Raw genomic sequence first — 24,935 nt, forward strand, 5'->3', positions numbered from 1 at the left:
CCCGCCGAGTCCCGGCCCGCGTCCGCGCCGCCCGCCGCCGGTTCGGCGGGCGGCCCGGCCGGCGCCGTCTGGACGAGCGGCCTCAACGAGAACGGCCAGCTGGGCCGTCCGGGCCCGGGCAGGGACCCGAACCTCGCCCCGGTCGGCCTGGACGGCGTCCGCGCGGTCGCGGGCGGCGGGCGGCACTCGCTCGCCGTGAAGGGCGACGGGACGGTCGTCGCGTGGGGCGCCAACGACCACGGGCAGCTCGGCGACGGGACGACCCGCGACAGCCGCGTCCCGGTGCCCGTCCTCGCGCCGGACGGGCAGGACGGGCAGCTCGGCGACGTCGTCGCCGTCAGCGCCAACACCGACTTCTCCATGGCGCTGCGCCGCGACGGCACCGTCGTGACGTGGGGCGTCGGGGCGTCCGGCCAGCGCGGCACGGGCGAGCGCGAGAGCCCGCCCTACCCGACGACCGTGAAGTCCCCGGACGGGGAGCGTCCGCTCGGCGGGATCACGGCGATCGCCGCCGACGGGCGCACCGAGCTGGCGCTGCGCGCCAACGGGCAGGTGCTCGCGTGGGGCGCCAACACCTACGGCATGCTCGGCGACGGCACCCGCGAGGACCGGGCGCTGCCGGTGCCCGTCCGCGGCCTGGACGGCTCCGGGCGGCTGGGCGGCGTCGTCCGCGTCGCGGTCGGCGGGCAGCACGGCCTGGCGCTGCTGGCCGACGGGCGGGTCGCCGCGTGGGGCCACAACGACCTCGGCCAGCTCGGCGACGGGACGCGCGAGGACCGGCTCACCCCGACGCTCGTGTCGGGCGTGGCGGGCGAGGGCCGCCTCGGCGGCGTCATCGCGCTCGCCGCGGCGGAGAAGAACAACTACGCGCTCCGCAAGGACGGCACGGTCGTCGCGTGGGGGAACAACACCGCCGGGCAGCTCGGCGACGGGACGCTGACGCTGCGCACGTCGCCCGTCCACGTGGTCGACGAGGACGGCGACGGCAAGCTCCGCGGCGCGGCGCAGGTGTTCGCGGGCGAGGCCTACGGCGCGGCGATCCTCACCGACGGGACGCCGCTGACCTGGGGCGCGGGCGGCAGCGGCCAGCTCGGCTCCGGACGGCGGGCGGCGCGCAGCCGCCCCGGCCGGGTCGTCACCTCGCTCGGCGGCGCGCCCGGGAAGAGCGTGTCCGCGGGCGCCGGGGAACGCCACCTGATCCTGCTCGTGGCCCCCCGAACGCCCTGACCCCCTAACGCCCTGATTCCCTCCGCAGGACGCTCAGGCGTCCTTGGGCGGCTCGGGCTTGGCCGCCTCGGCCCGCGCCTCGCCCGGGTCGGCCGCGGGCTGCGCGGGCGGCACGAGCGGCTCCCCGCCCCCGGCCGGCGCCCCCGCCGTCGCGGGCTTCGCCGACCGCTTCCGCATCAGCAGGAACCCGCCCGCCGCCGCCGCGACGACGACGAGGCCGCCGCCGCCCAGCACGAACGGCATCGCCGAGCCGCCGTCGTCCTTCGCGGTGGCGGCCTTCGACCCGGTGGCGGGGCCGGTCGGCTGCGACTGCGCGAGCGTCCGCTCCTCCTGCTGCGTCTGCGTCTGCGGCGCGGGCTTGCCGTTGTTGCCGGGCTTGCCGGACTTCGGCGGCGCGTACTTCGACTCGGGCAGCGTCCGGACGAAGTGGAGCAGCGCCAGGTCGGGCTTGCCCTTCGCGCCCGCGACGGCCTTCGTGTAGGCGGACTTCACCTGCGCGTCCGGCAGCGCGTTCGACGACACCTTCAACTGGTCGCCCGCCAGCACCGCGTACGTCCCCTTGCGGTGCATCAGCCCGGGAAGCTGCTTGAGGATCGCCGCCGGGTCGTTCCCCGCCGGGACGATCGCGATGAACACCGCGACGGACCGTCCCTGCGCCGTGCGGAGCAGTTCCTGCGCGCCGTCCGACTGGTAGTACTTCGCGTGCGAGTCGACGTAGTAGCCGCTCTCGGTGATGCCCTCGGCGACCGCGTCGAGGTCGACCTGCGCGTGCGCGGGGACGGCGGTCAGCGCGAGCGCGGGCGTGAGCGCCAGCGCGAGCGTCCCGGACGCGGCGAGGCGGCGGGCGGAGATGTGCACGGGAGGGCTCCTTCTAACACTGGACGGCCTTGGCGGTCGCGGGGGCGGTAGCCGGGACACTAGCGGCGCGACATGGGAAAAGGTGGTGGAAGCGGGGAAACGGCAGGCATCGGTCAGATTCCGCGGCCGCGGGTGTGCAGGGCGAGCAGGACCCGCTTGCCGGACACCACCCCGGACGCGACCGCCAGCGCGAACGGCACCCGCCGCTCGGCCGGGTTCGCGCGCAGCGCGCGGGCCGACCAGCGCAGCGCGTCCCGCCGCCGCCCGACCGTGGCGCAGCCGAACGCGAGCTGCCCGTAGACGCGGCCCGCCGCGCCCGGCTCGCGGCCGATCTCCGGGTAGTGCTCCAGGAACCATTCGAGCGCGGCGACCTTCGTCTCCCACGCCTGCGCGTAGTACGACGTCAGCCCCCACAGCACGCGGACGAGCGGCTCGTCGACGTTCACGACCGGGTGGCGGCGGGCGGCGCGGAGCGCGAGGTCCCAGTCCTCGCCCTGGCTGCCGGGGATCGTCTCGTCCACCATGCCGATCTCGATCAGCGGCTCGCGGCGCGCCACGTAGGTGGACGAGTGGACGCTCATCATCCGGTCCTTGATGAGGGCGTCGTAGGTGACGCTCGTCGTCCCGGCGAGGCGCGGCAGCTCGCGCCCGTCGAAGTCGATGAGGATGCCCGCGCTGCACAGCACCGCGTCCGGTTCGGCCTCCAGCGCCTTCACCTGGGCGGCGAGCTTGCCGGGCAGCCACGCGTCGTCGTCGTCGCAGAACGCGACGAGGTCGGTGCCGAGGTGCCGGATGCCGGTGTTGCGGGCGCCCGCGAGGCCCGGCGTCCGGGTGTTGGCGATCACCTCGACGCGGTCCCCGGCGAGCGAGGCGTCCGGCTCGGCCCGGTCGAACACGACGACGGCGCGCAGGTCGCCGTCGTACTCCTGGGCGAGGACCGACTCCAGCGCGCGGCGCAGCAGCTCCGGCCGGTTGTGCGTCGGGAGGACGACGCCGACGGAAGGGGGCATCGATGGCCTGCCTTGCTATCGAGGGGAACCGAGGGGACGGACCGGGAGCTGGAGGGGATGCCGCCGGAGCGCGCCGCGGGACGGCGTCCCGCGGCGCCCCGGCTCAGCGCGCGCCGGTGATCATTCCGGCGCCGACGGTGTTGTTGGTGGCCTCGTCGATCAGGATGAAGCCGCCGGTCAGCCGGTTGCGGCCGTAGTCGTCGACGAACAGCGGCTGGGTGACGCGCAGCGAGACCCGGCCGATCTCGTTCAGCCCGAGACCGGTCGCCTCCTCGTCGCGGTGCAGGGTGTTGATGTCCAGCCGGTAGTGCAGGTCCTTCACGACGGCCTTGGCGGTCCGCGTGGTGTGCTTGATCACCAGCTTGGCGCGCGGCGTGAGGGTCCGGTCGGGGGTCATCCAGCACACCATGGCGTCGATGTCCTGCGCGACCTCCGGCCGGTTGTGCGGCCGGGCGATCATGTCGCCGCGGGAGATGTCGATGTCGTCGGCGAGGCGCAGCGTCACCGACATCGGCGCGTACGCCTCGGCGACCGGGCCGCGCGGCCCGTCGATGTGGGTGATCGTCGTGGTCAGCCCGGACGGCAGGTGCACCACCTCGTCGCCCGGCTTCAGCACCCCGCCCGCGACCTGCCCCGCGTACCCCCGATAGTCGTGCAGGTCGGGGTCGGTGGACGCGTGCGGGCGGATCACGTACTGCACCGGGAACCGCACGTCGATCAGGTTCCGGTCGGACGCGATGTGGACGTGCTCCAGGTGGTGCAGCAGCGACGACCCCTCGTACCACGTCATGTTGACGCTGCGCTCGACGACGTTGTCGCCGTGCAGCGCCGAGATCGGGATGAAGGTCAGGTCGGTCACCTCCAGCTTGGAGGCGAACGCGGTGAACTCGTCCACGATCCGCTCGTACACGCCGCGGTCGTAGTCGACGAGGTCCATCTTGTTGACCGCGACGACCAGGTGCGGCACCTGGAGCAGCGTGGTCAGGAACGCGTGCCGCCGCGACTGCTCCAGGATGCCCTTGCGGGCGTCCACCAGGATGATCGCCAGGTCGGCCGTGGACGCGCCCGTCACCATGTTGCGGGTGTACTGGATGTGGCCGGGCGTGTCGGCGATGATGAACTTGCGGCGCGGCGTCGCGAAGTACCGGTAGGCGACGTCGATGGTGATGCCCTGCTCGCGCTCGGCGCGCAGGCCGTCGGTCAGCAGCGCGAGGTTGGTGTACTCCTCGCCGCGGTCGGCGCTCGTGCGCTCGACCGACTCCAGCTGGTCCTCGAAGATCGACTTGGAGTCGAACAGCAGGCGGCCGATCAGCGTGGACTTGCCGTCGTCGACGCTCCCGGCGGTGGCGAAGCGCAGCAGGTCCATGCTCTTGCCGGACGGCGTCCTGCCGAAGGACTGGGCCTCGCCTGCGGGCTGGGTCGCGGCCATTAGAAGTAACCCTCCTTCTTGCGGTCCTCCATGGCGGCCTCGCTGGTGCGGTCGTCGGCGCGGGTCTGCCCGCGCTCGGTCACCCGGGTCGCGGCGATCTCCTCGATGACCTCTTCGAGGCTCTCGGCCGCCGACTTCACCGCGCCCGTGCAGGACGCGTCGCCGACCGTCCGGTAGCGGACCGTGGCCTCGAACTCCGGCTCGTCCTCGCCGCGGTTGGCGAACCCGGTCTCGGCGTCCAGGAGCAGGCCGTCGCGCTCGAACACGCGGCGGGTGTGCGCGAAGTAGATCGGCGGGAGCGCCAGCTCCTCGCGGCGGACGTAGTCCCAGATGTCGAGCTCGGTCCAGTTCGACAGCGGGAACACGCGCACGTGCTCACCCTGCACGATCTTCGTGTTGAACAGGTTCCACAGCTCGGGACGCTGGTTCTTCGGGTCCCACTGGCCGAACTCGTCGCGGAACGACACCACGCGCTCCTTGGCGCGGGCCTTCTCCTCGTCGCGGCGCGCGCCGCCGAACGCGGCGTCGAACTGGTGCTCCTCGATCGCGTCCAGCAGCGTCGTCGTCTGCAACCGGTTCCGGGACGCCCGGCGCCCCTTCTGCTCCACCACGCGGCCGCTGTCGATCGACTCCTGCACCGACGCGACCACCAGGCGCACGCCGACGTCGGCGACCATCCGGTCGCGGAACTCGATCACCTCGGGGAAGTTGTGCCCGGTGTCGACGTGCATCACCGGGAACGGGATCGGGGCGGGCCAGAACGCCTTCTGCGCCAGCCGCAGCATGACGATGCTGTCCTTGCCGCCGGAGAACAGCAGCACCGGCCGCTCGAACTCCGCCGCGACCTCGCGGAAGATGTGGATCGACTCGGCTTCGAGCACGTCCAACTGGGACAGCAGGTAATCACAACGCTGCGTCGTCTGAGGCATGGTGTGGGCTCTTTCACGCTGTACTGGCAGATGCAACCGAGTGGCCGCGGGACGGACGTCCCCTCCGGATCGAACGCCCGGCCGCCGCGGAGAAATCCCGCCCTCGGGCGGGAAGGGTCAGGGCAACGCGCCGGACACACTCCCGATGCCGGTCAGCAGCGTCGACGCCGACAACGGATGGCACACCAGGATATCCGGGAGCCGCGGGTCCTCCCGGTTGTACTCCAGCGCGGCCCCGTCGACGCGGGACGCGTGCGCCCCCGCCGCGAGGGCCACCGCCGCCGGGGCGGCCGAGTCCCACTCGTACTGCCCGCCCGCGTGGACGTAGGCGTCCACCTCGCCGAGCAGGACCGCGGAGATCTTCGCCCCCGCCGACCCGATCGGCACCATCTCGACATCGAGGTCTATCTGGTCCGCCATCCGCTGGACGAACTCCGGCGGCCGCGTACGGCTCACCGCGACGCGCAGCTTGCCCGCGTCCGGGGCCGGGACGTGCAGCGGCACCTCGCGGGGCAGCACCCCGCGCGCCCGGCGCGACCCGGCGGTCACCGGGTCGGGGTCGCCCGCGTCGGCCCGCACCAGCGACGCGCCGCCGGTGGCGTCGGTGCGCAGGATCAGGCCCTGCGCCGGGAGCGCCACGGCCCCGGCGGCGAGCCGTCCGCCGCCGGACGGGTCGCGCCGCCACAGCGCCACGTGCACCGCCCAGTCGCGGCGGCCCTCCTCGGAGAACTCGCGGGTGCCGTCCAGCGGGTCGATGATCCAGACGCGGTCTGCGGTGAGCCGCTCGGCGTCGGCGGTGTTGCGGGTCGGGGCGCGCTCGCCGCCGCCCGTCCGCTTGCCCGCGGCCGCGGACCGGCCCTCCTCCGACAGGACGGCGTCGCCGGGACAGCGCTCGGCCAGCGCCGCCATGAGGTACTCGTGCGACCGCAGGTCGCCCGCGTCCTTGAGGGCCCGCGCGTCGGCGAAGCCCACCTCGTCCCGCACGTCCAGCAGCAGCCGACCCGCCGTGCCGGCGAGGTCCGCCGCCAGCTCGTGGTCGTCCGCGGCCGCATCCACCGTCATCCGTCGATCACATTCCCGATTCGGCTCGTTCTGTCCGATCCACTTTCTCATGCGCGTCCGGGCGCGCCGCGCCCGCGTCAGGGTACGCCCCCGCGGGCGCCGCCCGATCGGGCCGCTCCGGCGCCCCGGTCGGGCCGCTCCGGCCCGCCGGTCTCAGTACGCGCCGGAGCCGCGGAAGACCGCCGACCAGGTCTTCCACATGATCTGGAGGTCGAGGGCGAGCGTCCAGTTGTCGACGTAGCGCAGGTCGAGCCGGACGGACTCCTCCCACGTCAGGTCGGACCTGCCGCTCACCTGCCAGAGGCCGGTGAGGCCCGGCTTCACGACCAGCCGCCGGTACACGTCGCCGCCGTACTGGGCGACCTCCTCCGGCAGCGGCGGACGCGGCCCCACCAGCGACATGTCGCCGCGCAGCACGTTGAACAGCTGCGGCAGCTCGTCGAGCGAGTAGCGGCGCAGCCAGCGGCCCACCCGGGTCACCCGCGGGTCGGCGCGGATCTTGAACAGCACGCCGTCGTTCTCGTTGTGCTGCAGCAGTTCGAGGCGGCGGGCCTCGGCGTCCGGGACCATCGTGCGGAACTTCAGCACGGTGAACTCGCGGCCGCCGCGCCCGACCCGGGTCTGCCGGAACAGCACCGGGCCGCCCTCGCCGGAGAACTTGATCAGGACCGCGACCAGCGCGAGCAGCGGGCTCAGCGCGAGGATCCCGACGAGCGCCGCGACCCGGTCGAACAGGCCCTTGAAGACCTTGCGGCCGCCGTCCAGCTCGGGGTGCTCGACGTGCAGCAGCGGCAGTCCGGACACCGGGCGGATCGAGATCCGCGGGCCGGTCACGTCCATCAGCGCGGGCGCGACCACCAGCTCGACGTCGTTGCGCTCGATCTGCCACGCCAGCCTGCGCAGGGCCACGCCGTCCATCTCCGGGCAGGCGAGCACCGCGACCGAGTCGGCCGCGACGCGGTCGGCCACCGCCGCCGCCTGCGCGAAGTCGCCGAGCACCGGGACGCCCTCCACCTCGGCCACCGCGTCGTCGCCGGACGCGAGCGCGGGCGGCAGGCACACGGCGACGATGTCCATCCCGTGGTAGCGCTTCTTCTGCAGCTCGCGGATCAGGTCGGCCACCGACGTGCGGTGCCCGACGGCGACGACGCGGCGCATACACTCGCCGTTCCAGCGCTTGCGGTGCAGCCACTTGCGCAGCCGGTAGCGCGCGAGCAGGGCGAGGACCGTTCCGAGCGGCAGCGCCATCACCACGTAGCCGCGCGCCACCTCGGTCTTGGTCGCGTACGCGACGATCGCGACGGTCGCGGTGAGGATGAACCCGGCCCGCAGCACGCGGTGGAACTCCTCGTACCCGACGCCGACGTACCGCGGCTGGTAGGCCCGGCACAGCATCAGCGTCGGCACCCACACGATCGGGAGCGCGACGGTCAGCGCCACGTACGGCGCGTTCAGATCGGTCGGGACGCCCGGGAACCGGAGCACGAACGCGATCACACCGGCCATCAGCATGCTGAGGAAGTCCAGGTATCCGGCCACCCGCCGGTAGGATCCGCTCCAGCTCTGGAACGACGGACGGCGCTGCTCATGGCTGGTCGATGACTCGGCCTGCACCTTGTCAACGACGGCCATATACACCTCTCACCAATCCCCTGTAACGCGCGCCCCGTCAGCGCGATTCACACCGAAGACGGTTGAACGTCGCCTGAGGTTCACATGCATCTTGAACCTCATTTGAGCTGCATCCTATGGCCGCTTTGCCATGGTCAGGCCACCACGAGGCCGGTACCGGCCCGAGATCACCGGCATACAAGGCGAGAAGCGCACGAAAACACGGTTGCGCCGGTCCGCGTCGGCGTCGTCGCGCTCCGCTGCGCTGGCCGGATCCGGCCACCCTTCTGAAGGGCGTTCAGCCTGCGTGGACGACCTTTTTCACTCTCTGTGGACGTCCATTCGACCCCCGCCCCGAACGTTCGATCCGCGCGGCGGGCGTTCGATCCGCGCGGCGGGGTCAGCTCGCGTGGAAGACGTTCTGCGCCGCGCCGAGCCCGTCGGAGATCAGCGCCTCGACGGCGTCCGCGGCCCGGTCCACCTCCAGGTCGAGGTCCTTGCGCTCGGCGGCGGAGAAGTCCTTCAGGACGAACGCCGCCGGGTCCATCCGCCCCGGCGGGCGGCCCACCCCGAACCTGACCCGCGGGTACTCGCGCGTCCCGAGCGACTTCGTGATCGACCGCAGCCCGTTGTGACCGTTGTCACCGCCGCCCTGCTTCAGCCGGATCGCGCCGAACGGGATGTCCAGCTCGTCGTGGACGACGACGAGCCGCTCCACCGGCGCCTTGTAGAAGTCGCACAGCCCCTTCACCGGGCCGCCCGACTCGTTCATGAACGACCGCGGCTTCGCGAGCACCGCCCGCGCGCCCGCGAGCCGTCCCTCCAGGACGTCCGCCCTGGCCCGGTGCGACTTGAACCTGCCGCCGACGCGCGCGGCCAGGACGTCCAGCACCATGAACCCCGCGTTGTGCCGGTTCTTCGCGTACGACGGCCCGGGGTTGCCGAGGCCGACGACCAGCCAGAGATCCGCGCTCACCGAACTCCTCCCCACCACGGGGTCGCGCGACGGGCACGGCCCCGCGGGTGCGCACCCGCGGGGCCGTGAAAGAACATGCCGTGAACGAACATGCCGCGTCCTCGCCCGGACGGCCGCGTCGCCGCGCGACCGCGCCCGGACCGCCCGGCCGCCTACTCGGCGGGGGCCTCGCCCTCGCCCTCGGCGCCCTCGCCCGCGGCCTCGGCGCCCTCCGCCGGCTCCTCGCGCTCGGCGGACACGCTGGCGTCGGTGATCTGGAGGATCAGGACGTCCTCGTCGGCGGCCAGCGTCGTCCCCGACGGGAGCCGCAGGTCCTTCGCGAGGACCTGGCTGTCGATCTCCAGGCCGCTGATGTCCAGCTCGACGGACTCGGGGATGTGCGTGGCCTCCGTCTCGACGGAGATCTCCACCTCGGTCTGCGCGACCTGGCCGCCCGCCACCACGTCGCCGACGAGCTGGATCGGCAGGGACACGACGACCTTCTCGCCGCGCTTCACCAGCAGCAGGTCGACGTGCTCCAGGAAGCCCTTGATCGGGTCGCGCTGGACGTCCTTCGGCAGCGCCAGCTCGGTGCCGCCGCTCAGGCCCTCGATGGTGAGCAGCACGTTGGGCGTCTTGAGCGCCAGCATCAGGTCATGGCCGGGCAGCGAGATGTGCTGGGGGTCGGTGCCGTGACCGTAGAGGACGGCGGGCACCCTGCCGGCCCGGCGGGTGCGCCGCGCGGCACCCTTACCGAACTCGGTGCGCGGCTCGGCGGCGATGCGTACCTCGGACACGGCGAAAACTCCTCATTCTGCGATCCACGGCCGTCCGGGGCGTCCGGACGTCCGTTACGGACGGTTGTGATCCTCGCACGCCGACTTGGGGGCGGGCGACTTGAAGATTCTTTGCGTTCTCCAGGGAGCGCGGTACCGGCACGGCACGCACTGGACGACCTGGAGCGGACGCGGGTCGCCCAAGTCTAGCCGATCGAAGACACGCCCCAACCCGTGCCCCGGACCGCGAGCGGCCCCGTTCCGGGCGGCGGCCGGCCACGCCTCGCGGCGGGCGTGCCGCGGTCGCGCGGGGGCGACGCGCGGGGGGCCTAGCTCTGCCCGCCGAACAGGCTGGTGACGGAGCCGTCCGAGAAGACCTCGTTGATGGCGCGGGCGATGAGGGGAGCGATGGAGAGGACCGTCAACTTGTCGAACTGCTTCTCCTCGGGGATCGGGAGCGTGTTCGTCAGCACCACCTCGGAGACGCGGGAATTCTTCAACCGGTCCACGGCCGGGCCGGACAGCACGCCGTGCGTGGCCGCGACCACGACCCGGCTCGCGCCGTGGTCGAACAGCGCGTCCGCCGCCTTCACGATCGTGCCGCCGGTGTCGATCATGTCGTCCACCACGACGCAGGTGCGGCCCGCGACCTCGCCGACGACGTCGAACACCTTCACCTCGTTCGCGACGTCCGGGTCGCGCTTCTTGTGGATGATCGCCATCGGCACGCCGCCGAGCCGGTCCGACCACCGCTCGGTCACCCGCACCCGGCCCGCGTCCGGCGCGACGACCGTCACCTGCGAGGTGTCGAGCCTGCTCTCGAAGTGGTGCGCGAGCAGGTCGAGCGCGAACAGGTGGTCCACCGGGCCGTCGAAGAAGCCCTGGATCTGCGCGGTGTGCAGATCGACCGTGATCAGCCGGTCCGCGCCCGCCGTCTTGAACAGGTCGGCCATCAGCCGCGCCGAGATCGGCTCCCGGCCGCGGTGCTTCTTGTCCTGCCGCGCGTACCCGAAGAACGGCGCGACGACGGTGATCCGCTTCGCGGACGCGCGCTTCAACGCGTCCACCATGATCAGCTGCTCCATGATCCACTGGTTGATGGGAGCCGTGTGGCTCTGGATCACGAAGGCGTCGGAGCCGCGGACGGACTCCAGGAACCGCACGAACGTCTCACCGTTCGCGAAGTCGTACGCGGACGTCGGCGTGAGGTCGACTTGGAGGTTGTCGGCAACTTCCCTGGCCAGGTCCGGGTCGGCGCGGCCGGTGAAGAGCATCAGCTTCTTCTGGCCGCTCGCCTTGATCCCACTCACCTCTGACAACTCCCCCTCAATGGCGTGAATTCACGTGGGTCTGTGTCCCCACCGCCCGCGCACCACGAATGTCCGGCGCACGGGTCGCTCTGTTGTTCGCGGAAGGACGCCGATGTCCTCCCCATCCCCGCCCGGACGGCGGGGCAGTCCTCACCCGGACGCGGCCGTTACGGCGCGTCCTCCGCATGGGCCCCCTCGGCCTCGTGGGCCTCCTGAGCCTCCTGGGCGCGGCGGGCCGCCTCCGCGGACGGCGTCCCCGGACGCTTCCGCTCGACCCACCCCTCCACGTTCCGCTGCCGCGCGCGCGCGACCGCCATCGCCCCCGGCGGGACGTCCTGGACGATCACCGACCCCGCGGCCGTGTAGGCGCCGTCGCCCACCGTCACCGGCGCGACGAACATGTTGTCGCTGCCCGTCCGCACATGGGACCCGATGACGCTGCGCCGCTTCTGCACGCCGTCGTAGTTCACGAACACCGAGCTGGCGCCGATGTTGGAGTGCTCGCCGATCTCCGCGTCGCCCACGTAGGTGAGGTGCGGGACCTTCGTGCCCTCCCCGATGTCGGCGTTCTTCGTCTCGACGTAGGTTCCGATCTTGCCTTTGCGGGCCAGCCGCGTCCCCGGCCGCAGGTAGGCGAACGGGCCGACCGACGCCTCCGGGCCGATCTCCGCCTCCACGCACACCGCGTTGACCACGGTCGCGTCCGCGCCGACCGTCGTGTCGGTCAGCGTGCAGTTCGGGCCGACCCGCGCGCCCTCTCCGAGGTGCGTACGGCCGTGGAGCTGCGTCCCAGGGTGGATCTCGGCGTCGGGCTCGGCGGTGACGTCCACGTCGACCCACGTGCTCGCCGGGTCGACGACCGTGACGCCGGCCCGCATGTGCGCTTCGAGGATCCGGTCGTTGAGCTGGCGGCGCGCCTGCGCGAGCTGGACCTTGTCGTTCACGCCCTGCGTCTCGACCCAGTCGGCCGCGAGGTGCGCGCCCGCGCGGTGGCCGTCGGCCCGCACGATCGCGACGACGTCGGTGAGGTACTCCTCGCCCTTGGCGTTGTCGGTGGTCACGCGCTTGAGCGCGTCCGCCAGCAGCGCGCCGTCGAACGCGTACATGCCCACGTTGATCTCTTTGATCGCGAGCTGCTCGGGGGTCGCGTCCTTGTGCTCGACGATCGCCTCGACGGCGCCGTCGGCGGCGCGGACCATGCGGCCGTAACCGGTCGCGTCCGGCATCTCGGTCGTGAGGACGGTCGCGGCGTTGCCCTCGTCCTCGTGCGTCCGGACGAGCGCCCGCAGCGTCTCGCCGCGCAGCAGGGGGACGTCGCCGTTGGTGACCACCACGGTGCCGTCGAGGGCGCCGGTCTGCTCCAGCGCCATCCGGACGGCGTGGCCCGTCCCGTTCCGCGGTTCCTGGACGGCCGTCTCGGCGTCCGGCCCCGCCTCGGCGAGGTGCGCGGCGACCTCTTCGCGCCGGTGCCCGACGACCACGACGAGCCGCTCGGGCTCCAGCTCGCGGGCGGCGGCCAGCACATGGCCGAGCATGCTGCGCCCGCACAGCTCGTGGAGCACCTTGGAGGTACGGGACTTCATCCGGGTGCCCTCGCCCGCGGCGAGGACGATGACGGCGGCCGGGCGGCTCGCAGCGCTCACAAGGAGGCTCCTCGGCATCGCGGACGGGATCGGTTATGGACGCGCCCACCTGCGACATCACGCCGTATCCAGGCCGGACGCACCCGACACGGGCAGGATACCGCCCGCCCCCGCCCTGTCACCCCCACCGCCCACCCGCGTCCCAAGGACGGACATCCACGACAGCTCCGGCGCAAGGACTCGAACCTTGTCTAAGGGCACCAAAAACCCTTGTGCTGCCGATTACACCACGCCGGATTGAAACGGACGGATCACGCGGAGACCGGAACCGACCGGCCACCACGATACCGACACCCGTCAGATTTCTCCCGCCGTATCCGCCCCGCCCGGCCCCGCGCCCGGCCGCCCGCCGCGACCGGCTACGACGCCGCTTCCGGAAGGACGAGCCAGTCCGGCAGCGGCTCGCGCGCCGCCAGCCAGGCCGCCGGGACGGCCTCCGGACCGAGATGGGCGGCGACGATGCCGCCGGTCATGGCGGCCGTCGTGTCCATGTCGCCGCCGACCGCGACGCACGCCCGGACGGCCGCCTCGTAGTCGGTCAGCCGGGTCGCCGCGGCCCACAGGACGTAGGGGACGGTGTCCTGCGCCGAGATCCGGTTGCCGTTCCCGAGCTCGTACGCCGCGTCGCGCGGGGACTTGCCGAGCAGCCGGAGGGCGCGCCGCAGGCCGCGCCGCACGTACTCCCCCGTCGTCGTCCACTCCAGGGCGGCCTCGATGAGCTCCCGCGGCGCGATCCTCGCGCCCCGCCCGGCCGCGGCGTGCGCCGTCGCGGCGGCCACCGCGACGGCGCCCGCGACGCCCTCCGGATTCGCGTGCGTCACCTCGGCCGACAGGGCGGCCTGCTCCGCCGCGCGGGCCGGGTCGTCGCTGAAGAAGGCGCCGAGCGGGGCGATCCGCATCGCGGCTCCGTTGCCGTAGGAGCCGCGCCCGTCGAACAGCTCGCGGGAGGCGCGGTGCCAGTGGTCCCCGTTCTGGATCCGGGTCAGCAGCTCGTACGCGCCCGCGCCGTAGCGGCGTCCGACGTCCATCCGCGCGGCGAACGACTCCGCCAGCAGATCCTGGTCGACTTCCCCGCGCCGGTTTAGGACGTCCACGACGGAGCACGCCATCTCCGTGTCGTCCGACCAGCTCCACGGGGCGGGCGGCGCGTCGGTCTCGGCGGAGAGGCGCCGGTTGGCGAGGACGAAGAACTGGTCGCCGAAGGCGTCGCCGACGGAGAGGCCGGTGAGGGAGCCTTTGGCCAGGGTCGCGCGTTCCTCCTGGGTGAGGGGCATCTCGCCATTCTCTCGCGGGGGGCGTGGCCCGTCCGTCACTTGAGTGTTTTGTGGCTCATGGGGCAGATTCCCCCCGAATTTACCGTCTGCCCCTGTCAACTTACGGTTCCGTAGCTTACGTTGGCGTAGGTAAGCGACTCCGACCCGCAGGGAGTGATGACGCATGACCACGGCCCCGGCCTTGGGCCAGCCTCGCGCCGAGCGGCGCCCGGAGATCGCGCCGCAGCCACGGGGCAACGCCGAGCGCGTGCTGGTCGCGGTGTTCACCGGCGTCCCGTTCCTGGCGCTGTTCGCGGCCGTCCCGCTGGCCTGGGGACGGTTCCTCGGCTGGACGGACGTGGCGCTGATGGCGGTGTTCTACGTGCTGTCCGCCGGAGGGGTCACGGTCGGCTACCACCGGCACTTCACGCACGGCTCGTTCAAGGCGCGCCGCCCGCTGAAGATCTTCCTGGCGCTGGCCGGGAGCATGGCGATCGAGGGCCCGGTCATCACGTGGGTCGCCGACCACCGGCGGCACCACAAGCACTCGGACAAGGAGCTCGACCCCCATTCGCCGTGGCGCTTCGGCGACGACTGGAAGGCGCTGACGAAGGGCCTGGCGTGGGCGCACTACGGGTGGCTGTTCGACGCCAACCGGACGTCCAAGCACCGGTTCGCGAAGGACCTGCTGAACGACCGCGACATCCGCCGCATCCACCTCGCGTTCCCCGGCCTGGTGGCGGTGTCGTTCCTGCTCCCGGCGGTGATCGGCGGGATGGTGACGATGTCGTGGGCGGGCTTCCTGACCGCGCTGTTCTGGGCGGGGTTCGTCCGGATCACGCTCGTCCACCATGTGACGTGGTCGATCAACTCGATCTGCCACACGTTCGGCAAGGAGGACTTCGAGGTCCGCGACAAGTCCCGCAACGTGTGGTGGCTCGCCATCCCGTCGCTCGGCGAGTCGTGGCACAACCTCCACCACTCCGACCCGACGTGCGCGCGGCACGGCGTGCTGAAGGGGCAGGTCGACATCAGCGCGCGGATCATCTGGGCGCTGGAGAAGACCGGTCTGGCCTACGACGTGCGGTGGCCGAACAGCGACAGGCTGGCGGCGAAGCGCACGAACCAGGCGGTATGACCGCCACAATTGGTCCCGTGACAGAACCCGCTCCCAGGACCCGCAGAAAGCGGATGACCGGTAAGGAACGCCGCGAGCAGCTCCTCACCATCGGGCGGACGCTGTTCGCCGAGCGCGGCCTGGACGGTACGTCGGTGGAGGAGATCGCGTCGGCGGCGGGCGTCTCCAAGCCCGTGGTGTACGAGCACTTCGGCGGCAAGGAGGGGCTGTACGCGGTCGTCGTCGACCGGGAGTTCGAGCGGCTGCTCGGCCTCGTCACGGAGGCGCTGAACTCGGCGATCCACTACCGCGGCAAGCTGGAGAAGGCCGCGCTCGCGCTGCTGGAGTACATCGAGGAGAACCCGGACGGGTTCCGGATCCTCGTCCGCGACTCGCACGGCGGGACGGGCACCGGCAGCTACGCGAGCCTGCTGAGCGAGATCGCGGGCGAGGTGGAGTACGTCCTCGCGCAGGAGTTCGACCGGCACGGCTACGACGACAAGTTCGCGCCGCTGTACGCGCAGAGCCTCGTCGGGATGGTGGCGCTGACGGGCCAGTGGTGGCTGGACGTCCGCAAGCCGCGCCGGGAGGAGGTCGCCGCGCACGTGGTGAACCTCGCGTGGAACGGGCTTTCGGGGCTGGAGCCGCGGCCGTCGCTCGACCCGCGCCGCCGCCGCAAGGAGCTGGAGCGGCAGGAGAAGCGCGCGGAGAAGGCCGCCGCGAAGGCGGAGAAGGCCGAGGAGAAGGCGGCGGCCAAGGCCGAGCGGGCGCAGAAGGCGCAGCGCCGGAGCCGCCGGGACACCGAGATCGCGACGGACACGTCGTCCTGAGGCGGCCCGCCGGGCTGACAACCGGTGGCCGCCCGGAGTTCTTCTGGGCGGCCACCGGCCAGGGGTCGCCGGCTTCGGGTCGCGAAACCGGGATGTGCCGGACACCGGTCGGCCCGTCCGAGGTGGCGCACCGCAGGGGAAACGAGTCACTCCCTCGGCGGGGCCGGGCGGCATCCCGTCTGCGGATGTCGGTCCCGCGCGCGCCCGCGTGCTCGCGCACGGTGTCTCTCGACATCGAGACACAGCATGCCCGGATCCGAATCTTGATGTCAAGAATCCCCGCGCGCGGCGCGGTCGCCGATCGTCCGGGCGGCGGGCCGCCTCCGGCCGCCAGGTTCCTGAACTTCCTGGCGGTGCGCCAGAATACGGCTCGGACCGACCGCGCGCCGGGGGCGGACGCGGGGTCCGAACAGGTCCGAAGGGGTCCGGACGGACCGGAGGGGGACGCATGACACCGGGGACGCTCGCGGGCCGCTACGCGCTGACCGTCCCGCTCGGCCGGGGCGGCATGGGCCAGGTCTGGGAGGGCGTGGACCGCCAGCTCGACCGGCGGGTCGCGGTGAAGCTGCTCACCGCCGAGCACCTCGCCGCCCGGACCGACCCGGACGAGCTGGTCCGCCGGTTCGCGCGGGAGGCGTCGATCACGGCGGGCCTGCAGCATCCCGGCGTCCCGGCGGTGCACGACGCGGGCTCCTACGACGGCGGGCTGTTCCTCGTGATGGAGCTGATCGAGGGGTACACGGTCGGCGACCTGATCGCTGAGGAGGGGCCGCTGCCCGTCCCGTGGGCCGCCGCGATCGCCGCGCAGGTGTGCGCCGTGCTCGCCGTCGCGCACGACCGCGGGCTGGTGCACCGCGACCTGAAGCCGCAGAACCTGATGGTGACGCGGGACGGCATGGCGAAGGTCCTCGACTTCGGCGTGGCGACCGTGCTGGACGCGGCGGGCGTCCCGCGGATCACGAAGACCGGCGAGACCATCGGGACGCTCGCCTACATGGCCCCTGAGCAGTTGCGCGGCGAGCGGGCGATCCCGCACAGCGACCTCTACGCGCTTGGCTGCGTCCTGTACGAGATGCTCGCCGGGCGCCCGGTCTTCGAGGCGACGTCCCCGCACACGCTCAACTACCTGCACCTCCAGCAGCCGCCCGACCCGCTCGGGCGGCCCGACGTGCCGGAGCAGTTGGAGTCGGTCGTGCGGCGGCTGCTCGGCAAGGACCCGCTGCAGCGTCCGGCCGGGGCGCGCGAGGTGTTCGACGGGCTGCTGCCGTTCACGTTCGGGGCGGGGGCGCTCGCCGGGATCGTCCCGGCGGCCGCGGCGACGGGCGGCGTCCACCTGTACGCGCGGGCGCTGGTGCGGCTGACGACGCCGCGCCCGGCCCCGCCCGCGCCGCGGCCCGCGCCAGCGCCCGCACCCGCGCCTCAGGCCGTGCCCGCGCACCAAGCCGTGCCCGCGCACGCGACAGTGGCGGTCTCGCGGCCGGGCGGGCCTCCCCCGACCATGACGCCGCCGCCGTGGAGCGGCGGGCGTCCCGCGCCCTACGGCGGTCACCCGCAGCCTGGGGTCCCGCGGCGGCACCACCACCTCCCCGAGACGGCGCCGTCCCGGAGCATGGGCTGGAAGCTCAGGCACAGCCTGTGGATACTGCCGACGCTCTCGATCGGCTTCCTGCCGTGGGCGTCGTTCCTCTACATCGGGCTGCGGCACCGGCACCGCTGGTGGCTCGCGACGGCCGCGGGCTACTTCGCGTGCACGGCGCTGCTGATCTTCCTGCTGTTCACCCTGCCGGACGAGTCGCTGGGCGGCGGGCTCTACGTGCTGGCGCTGACGGTGATCCCGGTGCTCAACGCGATCATGGTGAATCCCGGGCGGCTCCGGCTGCTCGCCGCCGGGGGCTGAGCGGTCAGGCCCGGGTCGCGATCACGAAGACGCGCCGGAACGGGAACACCGTGCCGTACGGGGCGGTGGGGTAGGCGCGCCTGAGCAGGTCCCGGTATTCGGCGAGGAACTCGTCGGTCTCGTCCGGGCCGAGGGCGGACAGGACGGGACGCAGCGTCGTCCCCTTCACCCACTCCAGGACGGGGTCGTCCCCCTGGAGCACCTGCATGTAGGTGGTCTCCCAGGCGTCCACCGTGAACCCGGGACGGGACAGCAGGTCGAGGTACCCGGCCGGGCCGAGGACGGGCGGCTCCAGGGCGAACTCGCCGAGCCTGTCCCGCCACCGCTCCGACCGGCACAGGTCGCGGAGCAGGACGTGGCTGGGCGCGCCGAAGTTGCCGGGGACCTGGAAGGCGAGCCTGCCGCCGGGGTTGAGCGCGTCGGCCCACCTGACCAGCAGCCCGTGGTGCTCAGGCACCCAGTGCAGGACGGCGTTGCTGACGATCAGGTCGAGCGGGCCGTCCGGCCGCCAGGCCACGACGTCCCCGACGCGGAAGGAGAGCCGTCCGGGGATCTCGTGCGCGCGGGCCTCGGCGATCATCTCGGGCGAGCCGTCCACGGCGTCGATGACGGCGTCCGGCCAGCGGGCGGCGAGGGTGGCGGTGAGCTCGCCGCTGCCGCAGCCGAGGTCGGCGACGCGGGACGGCGCCGGGCCGGTGAGGCGGCCGACCAGCTCCTGGAAGGCCCGTCCGCGCTCGCCGCCGAAGGCCCCGTACTGCGCGGGGTCCCACACTGTGCTCGTCGTCCGGCCCATCGTCCTCCCCGTCCGCCGTATTTATCTCGATGTCAAGAGACATCATCGTCGCCGCCATAGTGTGAAGTCAAGAAGTGAGATCTTTTTCAGCCGCCCGACAGATGCGCCGGATCGCGGACGCTTCCTAGGCTCGACGGCATGACGGACAGCGGCGCGACGGAGCGCGGGGAGCGGGACGGGTGGGCGCTCGTGCTCGGGCCGGGCGGCCCGGTCGGGACGGCATGGCTGACCGGCCTCGCCGCCGGGCTGCGGCGGGCGGGCCTCGACCCCGCCGCCGCCGACCTGATCGTCGGGACGTCGGCGGGCGCGATCGCCGGGGCGCTGATCACGACCGGCCGCGACCTCGACGCCCTCGCCGAGCTGCCGCCCCGCGACACGCCCCGGCCGGCCCCGGACGGCTCGGCGATGGCGGAGGCGCTCGCGCTCGGCGGCTCCGCCGACCTGGAGCCGGACGAGATCAGGCGCCGGATCGGCAGGCTCGCCCTGGCGGCGACGGCGCTCCCCGCCGAGCAGCACCGGGCGGGCATGCGGTTCCTGATCGGCACGGACGAGTGGCCCGCCGCGCGCCTCCTCGTCACCGGCGTGGACGTCGAGTCCGGCACGCCCGTCGTGTGGGACGCGGCCAGCGGCGTCCCGCTGACCGCCGCCGTCGCCGCGAGCAGCGCCGCCCCCGGCTACGCCGAGCCGGTCCTCATCGGCGGCCGCCCCTACATGGACGGCGCGTTCGGCGGCGGCTCCAACGCGCACCTCGCGGCGGGCGCGGGCCGGGTCGTGCTGGTGGAGCCGATGCCGCGGCCGTCGGGCGGCGGCGCGGGGGCGGACGTCCGGATCGTCCCGGACGAGGCGGCCCTTGAGGCGTTCGGCGCGAACGTCGGCGACCTCACCCGCTGGGCGGCGGTGTACCGCGAGGGGTTCCGGCAGGCGGCGGACGCGGCCCGGCGGATCGGCAGCGCGGTCGGCGTCCCGGACGCCTGATCCGGACGCCGTGCCGGGCGCCCGCTCCGGACGCCTGGTCCAGCGGCCGATCACCCTCCCTCCTCGGAATACCAAGACGGGTAAGGTGTCGGCATGCGGGACGAGGTCGACAGTTTGGTCGAGGCGTGGGAGGCCGAGCGGCCGGACCTCGACGTACGGCCTCTGCAGGTGCTGAGCCGCGTGTCCCGGCTGGCCCGGCACCTCGACCGCGCCCGCCGGGCGGTGTTCGCCGACCACGACCTGGAGTCGTGGGAGTTCGACGTCCTCACCGCGCTGCGCAGGGCCGGAGCGCCCTACCAGCTCAGCCCGGGGCAGCTGCTGCGCGCGACGCTCGTCACGTCCGGGACGATGACGAACCGCATCGACCGGCTCGCCGCGGCCGGGCTCGTCGAGCGGCATCCCGACCCGCAGGACAAGCGCGGTGTCCAGGTCCGCCTCACCGCCGCCGGCGAGACGCGGGTGGACGCGGCGTTCGCCGACCTCCTCGACCGGGAGCAGGCCATCCTCGACAGCCTCAGCCCGGAGCAGCGCGCCGTCCTCGCCGACCTGCTGCGGACGCTGCTCGTCCCGTTCGACCTCTGACCCCGCCCCGGGCCCCTAGCCGATGTCCTCGGCGAGCATCAGCCACTCCTCCTCGACGGAGGCGGCCTCGGCCTGGATCTCCTTGAGGCGGGCGTCCAGCTCCTGGAGCTTGGCGTAGTCGGTGGCGTGCGCGGCGAGCTTCTCGTGCAGCTCGGTCTCCTGCGCGGCGAGCTTCTCCAGCCGCCGTTCGAGCCGGTCCAGCTCCTTGCGGGCCTTCCACTCCTGCCCGCCCTTCGGCTTCGGCGCCTCGGCGGGCGCGGCGGCCCGTTCGGGACGCGCGGCGGCGGCTGGCTTCGGGGCCCGGCCGGCGGCCCGGCGCTCCAGGTACTCGTCGACGCCGCCGGGCAGCATCGACACGCGCCCGTCGCCGAGCAGCGCGACCACGTGGTCGGTGACGCGCTCCAGGAAGTACCGGTCGTGGCTGACGACGACGAGGGTGCCGGGCCAGCCGTCCAGGATGTCCTCGACCTCGGTGAGCGTCTCGATGTCGAGGTCGTTGGTGGGCTCGTCCAGCAGGAGGACGTTCGGCTCGCCCATCAGCAGGCGCAGCACCTGCAGCCGCCGTCGCTCGCCGCCGGACAGGTCGCCGACCGGCGTCCACTGCCGGTCGCCGGGGAAGCCGAGGCGTTCGAGGAGCTGGCTCGCCGTCCACTCGCGCTTGCCGACCGTGATCCGGCGGCGGATCTCCTCCACCGACTCCAGGACGCGCCGGGACGGGTCGAGGTCTTCGAGGTTCTGCGTCAGATGCGCGAGCTGGACGGTCTTGCCGCGCACCACCCGTCCCGCCGCCGGGCGGACGGAGCCGTCCAGCAGGCGCAGCAGGGTGCTCTTGCCGCTGCCGTTGACGCCGACCAGGCCGACGCGGTCGCCGGGGCCGAGCCGCCAGGTCATCCGCTCGAAGATCGCGCGGGCGGGGTCGCCGACCTCGACGGTCGCGTCCTCCACCTCGAAGACGGTCTTGCCGAGCCGCGCGGTCGCGAACCGGGTCAGCTCGACCGAGTCGCGCGCCGGGGGCTCGTCGGCGATGAGGGCCTGCGCGGCGTCCACCCGGAACTTCGGCTTGGACGTGCGGGCCTGCGGGCCGCGGCGCAGCCACGCCAGCTCCTTGCGGAGGAGGTTCTGCCGCTTGGCCTCGGTGGCGGCGGCGATCCTGGCGCGCTCGGCCTTCGCGAGGACGTAGGCGGAGTAGCCGCCCTCGTAGCGCTCGACCTGGCCGTCGACGACCTCCCAGGTGCGGTCGGTGACCTCGTCCAGGAACCAGCGGTCGTGGGTGACGACGAGCAGCGCGGCCTTGCGCCCCTTGAGGTGGCGGGCGAGCCAGTCGATCGCCTCGATGTCGAGGTGGTTGGTGGGCTCGTCCAGCAGCAGGAGGTCGGACTCGGGGACGAGGAGCCGGGCCAGCGCGACCCGGCGGCGCTCCCCGCCGGACATGCCCGCGAGCGGCGCGTCCAGGTCGAGGTCGGCGAGCAGGCCGCCGAGGACGTCGCGGACGCGCACGTCGCCCGCCCACTCGTGCTCGGCCCGGTCGCCCAGCACGACGGACCGGACGGTCGCCGCGCCGGGGAACTCGTCCCGCTGGGACAGCAGGCCGAGGCGCAGGCCGCGCGCGTGGGTGACGCGCCCGGCGTCGGGCTCGGTCTCCCGCGCGAGGACGGACACGAGGGTGCTCTTGCCGCCGCCGTTGCGGCCGACGACGCCGACGCGGTCGCCCTCGTCCAGCCCGAGGGACACGGCGTCGAGCAGCGGCGACGGCCCGTACGACTTGGCGACGTTCTCAAGGTTCACGAGATTCACGACGCCCCCAAGCCTATTGGCCCCGGAGAGCGGATGATCCGGACGCCGTCAGGCGGGCGGCGGCGGCCCCTGCCGCCCGGACGGCGGGTCCTGCGGAGGCTGCGGCCCCTGCGGAGGCTGGGGGCCGGACTGGCCCTGCGGGGGCGGGCCGTATCCCGGCTGCGGCGGGCCGTAGCCGGGCGGCGGGTTCCCCGGAGGCCCGTATCCGGGCGGCGGGTTCCCGGGCGGTCCGTAGCCGGGCTGGCCGTAGCCGGGCGGGGCGGTCCGCTTCTGCCGGTTCGCGACCACGAGGATGATCACCACGAGCGCGGCGACGCCGAGCAGGAAGAAGGCGCCCAGGAGGAGCAGCAGCAACGGGGGTCCTGAAGAGGTCGTCGACAACGGGGGACCTCGCAGCGGGAGGAACGGGGCGGTTCGGACGCCGAGAGGCGCGCGGCGAGCCTACCGCCCGGCGGGCTCCCCCGACACGACGTTCTCCGGCGCGTCGCGGCGCAGCTCGCGGTCGCGGCGGACGGCCTGCAGCGCGAGCGTCAGCATCATCGCGACCGCCACGAGGCCCAGCAGCACGGACAGGTACGTCATCGCTCCACCTCGCCGGGGGGATCAACGCGGGACGGAATCGGTGTCACAGTTACAAGACGCGTTGATTGTGTACCAGGTTGGCTTGTGTGACGAGCGGATTCGGAGTTTTCTATTAGGGAAGCTTCCTAATAGAAGCCGTCAAGACCCCGATCCGGGCCCGGTCACACCACGGTCGCGCCGGGGACCGGGCCGTAAGCGCGCAGTACCTGGGCCGCCACGCCCGCGCCGTCGAGGGCCTCGGCGAGGTCGGCGGCGTCCTCCTCGTCTTCGGCGAGGAACGCGCACGTGGGGCCGGATCCGGACACGAGCGCGCCGACCGCGCCGAGCTCGCGGCCCGCGTCCAGCACCCGGCCGAGCGAGGGGCGCAGCGCCAGCGCGGCGGGCTGCAGGTCGTTCGCGAGGGCCGCGCCGAGCCCCTTCGCGTCGCCGGTCGCGAGCGCCGTCATCAGCGGCTCCGACACCCGCGCCGCCGGGGCTCCCCCGGCTTCCGTGCCCTCCTCCGCGCGGAGGCGGTCGCACTCGGCGTACACGGCGGGCGTGGACAGCCCGCCGTCCGCCGTGGCGAACACCCAGTGGAAGGTGCCGCGGGTCAGCGCCGGGGTGAGCCGCTCGCCGCGGCCGACGCCGACGGCCGTCCCGCCGAGGACGGCGAACGGCACGTCGCTGCCGAGCTCCGCGCCGAGCTCGACGAGGCTCGCGCGGTCGAGGACGGGCTCGTCCCGGTCGTCCCACAGCCGGGCGCAGGCGACCAGCGCGGCGGCGGCGTCGGCGCTGCCGCCCGCCATGCCGCCCGCGACCGGGATGGCCTTGCGGATGCGGATCGCGGCGTGGGCGTCCACGCCGAGCCGCCCGGCGACGAGCCTCGCCGCCCGGGCGGCGAGGTTGTCCTGGTCGGCGGGGACGTCCGCGACCGACACCCGCGAGTAGGGGGCGGCCTGCACCCGCACCTCGGGCGCCGCCGCGGGTTCGACGGTCACCTCGTCGAACAGCGACACGGCGTGGAACACGTTGACGAGGTCGTGGTAGCCGTCGTCGCGGATCGGTCCCACGCCGAGCTGGAGGTTGACCTTGGCGGGGACGCGTACGGTCACTGCGCTCACGGTAAAAACCCTACGGCCATTCCGGACCCCGGACGCGCAGGCGATCAGCCGCCGCTCGTCACCGGCAGGTTGCGCGGGTTGAAGTAGGGCGTCGTCGCGAGCCCGCGCAGCGCCGAGAGGGCGTGCTTGTCGCCGGTCACCGCGAGCGCGCGCCGCTTGTCCCTGGCGTTCGCGGCCAGCTCGTTCGAGTTGAAGTAGACGACGGCCTTGACCTGCGGGTCCTGGAGGGTCTTGGACGCCTCCCTGAGCCATTCGGCGCGCCGCTCCCCGTAGGCCGCGGGCACCCCGAACTCGGCGATCATGATCGGCTTGTGCCGGTCGCGGGACCACTGCAGGAACAGCTTCAGCTCCTCCGACAGGTCGCGGTACTCGGCGTCGCCGCGCGGCGGGACGTCCGCGCAGATCCAGTCGACCTGGTCGTCGCCCGGGTAGTAGGAGCCCGCGTGCGCGCCGCCGAAGCCGCGGGCGGTGGGGCACCACACCCAGGCGACGTTGTCGACGCCCTGCCGCTTGAAGATCGTCCGCAGGTGCTTCCAGGCGGCGACGAAGTCCTCGGCGGAGTGGACGCGCTTGCGGGCCGACGCCGTGTCCATGTCCCGCGACCAGCGCAGGAACACCGGCTTCCCGAGCGCCTTGATCGCGCGGGCGCGGCGCGCGACGAGGTCGTCGTACTCGCCCCGGACGATCTTGCGCGTGTCGGCGCCCGCCCAGGTCAGCAGCAGGTAGCGGTTGCCGTCGGCGGCGGACCGGTCCAGTCCGGCGGGGAAGTCGGCCGTCCAGGAGCGGTAGCTCTGCACGATGTCGAGCCGCCGTCCGAGCTCGCGCTCGAAGTCGGCGACCGGCCCCATGCCCGGCTTCCCGGCGTCCTTCCCGGGCGTCGCCGACCCCGACGGCGCACCCGACCCCGACGGCGCACCCGACCCCGACGGCGTGCCCGTCCCCGTGCCCGAGGGCGACCCGGACGGCTTGCCGCCGCGCTCCGGCGGCACCCAGGCCCCGAAGTACGCCCCGTCCTTCGGCGGGACGGGCGCCACCCCGGCCCGCGCCGTCGTCGTGATCTTGGGCGCGGCGCCCGCGCCGCCCCCGCAGCCCGCCGCCACCGTCGCGACCACCGCCGCGGTGGCGAGGAGCGCCGTCCCCACGATCGGCAACCTCGCCCGCGCCGTCCGCGAACGCGCCTTCACATCGACCTCCGGTCGTCC

The 24,935-nt window shown here is 73.4% G+C and carries 23 protein-coding genes and 1 tRNA gene; 6 read left to right on the top strand and 18 right to left on the bottom strand.

The features are described from left to right. The coding region (locus ACH01S_RS36880; protein WP_067903429.1) for an RCC1 domain-containing protein at positions 1–1,227 on the top strand (1,227 nt) is incomplete at its 5' end. A gap of 33 nt (positions 1,228–1,260) precedes the next feature. Here the strand turns inward: ACH01S_RS36880 and ACH01S_RS36885 are convergent. From ACH01S_RS36885 to ACH01S_RS36940, 12 genes are all read right to left on the bottom strand, one after another. Beyond that, positions 1,261–2,085 carry a hypothetical protein gene (locus ACH01S_RS36885; RefSeq protein ID WP_067903431.1) on the bottom strand — a complete coding sequence of 275 codons (825 nt, stop codon included), beginning with the start codon at positions 2,083–2,085 and terminating at the stop codon, positions 1,261–1,263. Between the two features lie 113 nt (positions 2,086–2,198). Continuing rightward, the gene (locus tag ACH01S_RS36890; protein ID WP_067903434.1) at positions 2,199–3,095 is read right to left on the bottom strand and encodes a glycosyltransferase family 2 protein; all 897 of its coding nucleotides are present in this window, start codon (positions 3,093–3,095) and stop codon (positions 2,199–2,201) included. A gap of 103 nt (positions 3,096–3,198) precedes the next feature. Then, positions 3,199–4,461 (bottom strand): sulfate adenylyltransferase subunit 1, encoded by a 1,263-nt coding sequence (locus tag ACH01S_RS36895; RefSeq protein ID WP_148344353.1) that lies wholly within the window; start codon positions 4,459–4,461, stop codon positions 3,199–3,201. 62 nt (positions 4,462–4,523) lie between these two features. After that, complete coding sequence (cysD, locus tag ACH01S_RS36900) at positions 4,524–5,453, bottom strand: sulfate adenylyltransferase subunit CysD (RefSeq protein WP_067903439.1); 930 nt, start codon at positions 5,451–5,453, stop codon at positions 4,524–4,526. Between the two features lie 117 nt (positions 5,454–5,570). Then, positions 5,571–6,515 carry a 3'(2'),5'-bisphosphate nucleotidase CysQ gene (locus ACH01S_RS36905; protein ID WP_169809420.1) on the bottom strand — a complete coding sequence of 315 codons (945 nt, stop codon included), beginning with the start codon at positions 6,513–6,515 and terminating at the stop codon, positions 5,571–5,573. Positions 6,516–6,668: 153 nt separating this feature from the next. Beyond that, positions 6,669–8,147 (bottom strand): sugar transferase, encoded by a 1,479-nt coding sequence (locus ACH01S_RS36910; protein WP_067903442.1) that lies wholly within the window; start codon positions 8,145–8,147, stop codon positions 6,669–6,671. A 379-nt stretch (positions 8,148–8,526) separates the two neighbouring features. Beyond that, the gene (gene pth / locus ACH01S_RS36915) at positions 8,527–9,102 is read right to left on the bottom strand and encodes an aminoacyl-tRNA hydrolase (protein WP_067903444.1); all 576 of its coding nucleotides are present in this window, start codon (positions 9,100–9,102) and stop codon (positions 8,527–8,529) included. 152 nt (positions 9,103–9,254) lie between these two features. Then, entirely contained in the window at positions 9,255–9,878 is a 624-nt protein-coding gene (locus tag ACH01S_RS36920; protein ID WP_067903447.1) for a 50S ribosomal protein L25/general stress protein Ctc, read from the bottom strand. Positions 9,879–10,186: 308 nt separating this feature from the next. Next, the gene (locus ACH01S_RS36925) at positions 10,187–11,167 is read right to left on the bottom strand and encodes a ribose-phosphate diphosphokinase (protein ID WP_083981565.1); all 981 of its coding nucleotides are present in this window, start codon (positions 11,165–11,167) and stop codon (positions 10,187–10,189) included. Between the two features lie 167 nt (positions 11,168–11,334). Next, entirely contained in the window at positions 11,335–12,810 is a 1,476-nt protein-coding gene (gene glmU, locus ACH01S_RS36930; protein WP_255220378.1) for a bifunctional UDP-N-acetylglucosamine diphosphorylase/glucosamine-1-phosphate N-acetyltransferase GlmU, read from the bottom strand. Between the two features lie 165 nt (positions 12,811–12,975). Beyond that, positions 12,976–13,047 (bottom strand) — tRNA-Gln (locus ACH01S_RS36935). 122 nt (positions 13,048–13,169) lie between these two features. Further along, positions 13,170–14,084, bottom strand: a complete 915-nt coding sequence (locus ACH01S_RS36940; RefSeq protein WP_067903456.1) for an ADP-ribosylglycohydrolase family protein — start codon at positions 14,082–14,084, stop codon at positions 13,170–13,172. A gap of 163 nt (positions 14,085–14,247) precedes the next feature. On the opposite strand from ACH01S_RS36940, the gene ACH01S_RS36945 reads away from it, so the two are divergent. From ACH01S_RS36945 to ACH01S_RS36955, 3 genes are all read left to right on the top strand, one after another. Next, positions 14,248–15,201, top strand: a complete 954-nt coding sequence (locus tag ACH01S_RS36945) for an acyl-CoA desaturase (RefSeq protein WP_067903459.1) — start codon at positions 14,248–14,250, stop codon at positions 15,199–15,201. Positions 15,202–15,254: 53 nt separating this feature from the next. After that, entirely contained in the window at positions 15,255–16,010 is a 756-nt protein-coding gene (locus ACH01S_RS36950; RefSeq protein WP_083981566.1) for a TetR/AcrR family transcriptional regulator, read from the top strand. Between the two features lie 448 nt (positions 16,011–16,458). Next, on the top strand, positions 16,459–17,907 hold the full coding sequence (locus ACH01S_RS36955) for a serine/threonine-protein kinase (RefSeq protein ID WP_067903465.1): 1,449 nt from the start codon (positions 16,459–16,461) through the stop codon (positions 17,905–17,907). A 4-nt stretch (positions 17,908–17,911) separates the two neighbouring features. Here ACH01S_RS36955 and ACH01S_RS36960 read toward each other — a convergent pair whose 3' ends face one another. Further along, positions 17,912–18,700, bottom strand: coding sequence for a trans-aconitate 2-methyltransferase (locus ACH01S_RS36960; RefSeq protein WP_067903468.1), 789 nt, complete (start codon positions 18,698–18,700; stop codon positions 17,912–17,914). A gap of 138 nt (positions 18,701–18,838) precedes the next feature. On the opposite strand from ACH01S_RS36960, the gene ACH01S_RS36965 reads away from it, so the two are divergent. Next, positions 18,839–19,675 (top strand): patatin-like phospholipase family protein, encoded by an 837-nt coding sequence (locus ACH01S_RS36965; protein WP_067903471.1) that lies wholly within the window; start codon positions 18,839–18,841, stop codon positions 19,673–19,675. A gap of 93 nt (positions 19,676–19,768) precedes the next feature. Beyond that, the gene (locus ACH01S_RS36970; RefSeq protein ID WP_067903474.1) at positions 19,769–20,257 is read left to right on the top strand and encodes a MarR family winged helix-turn-helix transcriptional regulator; all 489 of its coding nucleotides are present in this window, start codon (positions 19,769–19,771) and stop codon (positions 20,255–20,257) included. A gap of 15 nt (positions 20,258–20,272) precedes the next feature. On the opposite strand, the gene ACH01S_RS36975 is transcribed toward ACH01S_RS36970, so the two are convergent. The 5 genes from ACH01S_RS36975 to ACH01S_RS36990 form a co-directional block, all read right to left on the bottom strand. Continuing rightward, the gene (locus ACH01S_RS36975) at positions 20,273–22,051 is read right to left on the bottom strand and encodes an ABC-F family ATP-binding cassette domain-containing protein (protein WP_067903477.1); all 1,779 of its coding nucleotides are present in this window, start codon (positions 22,049–22,051) and stop codon (positions 20,273–20,275) included. 48 nt (positions 22,052–22,099) lie between these two features. Further along, complete coding sequence (locus ACH01S_RS36980; protein ID WP_067903480.1) at positions 22,100–22,405, bottom strand: hypothetical protein; 306 nt, start codon at positions 22,403–22,405, stop codon at positions 22,100–22,102. Between the two features lie 87 nt (positions 22,406–22,492). After that, the gene (locus tag ACH01S_RS44115) at positions 22,493–22,633 is read right to left on the bottom strand and encodes a hypothetical protein (RefSeq protein WP_157406354.1); all 141 of its coding nucleotides are present in this window, start codon (positions 22,631–22,633) and stop codon (positions 22,493–22,495) included. 161 nt (positions 22,634–22,794) lie between these two features. Then, positions 22,795–23,724 carry a 4-(cytidine 5'-diphospho)-2-C-methyl-D-erythritol kinase gene (locus ACH01S_RS36985; protein WP_083981567.1) on the bottom strand — a complete coding sequence of 310 codons (930 nt, stop codon included), beginning with the start codon at positions 23,722–23,724 and terminating at the stop codon, positions 22,795–22,797. A gap of 53 nt (positions 23,725–23,777) precedes the next feature. Continuing rightward, positions 23,778–24,875 (bottom strand): glycoside hydrolase family 26 protein, encoded by a 1,098-nt coding sequence (locus ACH01S_RS36990; RefSeq protein ID WP_148344307.1) that lies wholly within the window; start codon positions 24,873–24,875, stop codon positions 23,778–23,780. Positions 24,876–24,935 lie beyond the last annotated feature (60 nt).

This window comes from Actinomadura chibensis NBRC 106107, assembly GCF_001552135.1.
Classification (GTDB): Bacteria; Actinomycetota; Actinomycetes; order Streptosporangiales; family Streptosporangiaceae; genus Spirillospora; species Spirillospora chibensis.

Bases quoted from the DNA above. Each gene is read 5' to 3' on its own strand.
- ACH01S_RS36955 (WP_067903465.1), top strand. From the start codon at position 16,459: ATGACACCGGGGACGCTCGCGGGCCGCTACGCGCTGACCGTCCCGCTC.
- ACH01S_RS36945 (WP_067903459.1), top strand. From the start codon at position 14,248: ATGACCACGGCCCCGGCCTTGGGCCAGCCTCGCGCCGAGCGGCGCCCG.
- ACH01S_RS36970 (WP_067903474.1), top strand. From the start codon at position 19,769: ATGCGGGACGAGGTCGACAGTTTGGTCGAGGCGTGGGAGGCCGAGCGG.
- ACH01S_RS36895 (WP_148344353.1), bottom strand. From the start codon at position 4,461: ATGGACCTGCTGCGCTTCGCCACCGCCGGGAGCGTCGACGACGGCAAG.
- ACH01S_RS36940 (WP_067903456.1), bottom strand. From the start codon at position 14,084: ATGCCCCTCACCCAGGAGGAACGCGCGACCCTGGCCAAAGGCTCCCTC.
- ACH01S_RS36905 (WP_169809420.1), bottom strand. From the start codon at position 6,515: ATGACGGTGGATGCGGCCGCGGACGACCACGAGCTGGCGGCGGACCTC.
- ACH01S_RS36960 (WP_067903468.1), bottom strand. From the start codon at position 18,700: ATGGGCCGGACGACGAGCACAGTGTGGGACCCCGCGCAGTACGGGGCC.
- ACH01S_RS36950 (WP_083981566.1), top strand. From the start codon at position 15,255: ATGACCGGTAAGGAACGCCGCGAGCAGCTCCTCACCATCGGGCGGACG.
- ACH01S_RS44115 (WP_157406354.1), bottom strand. From the start codon at position 22,633: ATGACGTACCTGTCCGTGCTGCTGGGCCTCGTGGCGGTCGCGATGATG.
- ACH01S_RS36910 (WP_067903442.1), bottom strand. From the start codon at position 8,147: ATGGCCGTCGTTGACAAGGTGCAGGCCGAGTCATCGACCAGCCATGAG.
- ACH01S_RS36965 (WP_067903471.1), top strand. From the start codon at position 18,839: ATGACGGACAGCGGCGCGACGGAGCGCGGGGAGCGGGACGGGTGGGCG.
- cysD (WP_067903439.1), bottom strand. From the start codon at position 5,453: ATGCCTCAGACGACGCAGCGTTGTGATTACCTGCTGTCCCAGTTGGAC.
- ACH01S_RS36890 (WP_067903434.1), bottom strand. From the start codon at position 3,095: ATGCCCCCTTCCGTCGGCGTCGTCCTCCCGACGCACAACCGGCCGGAG.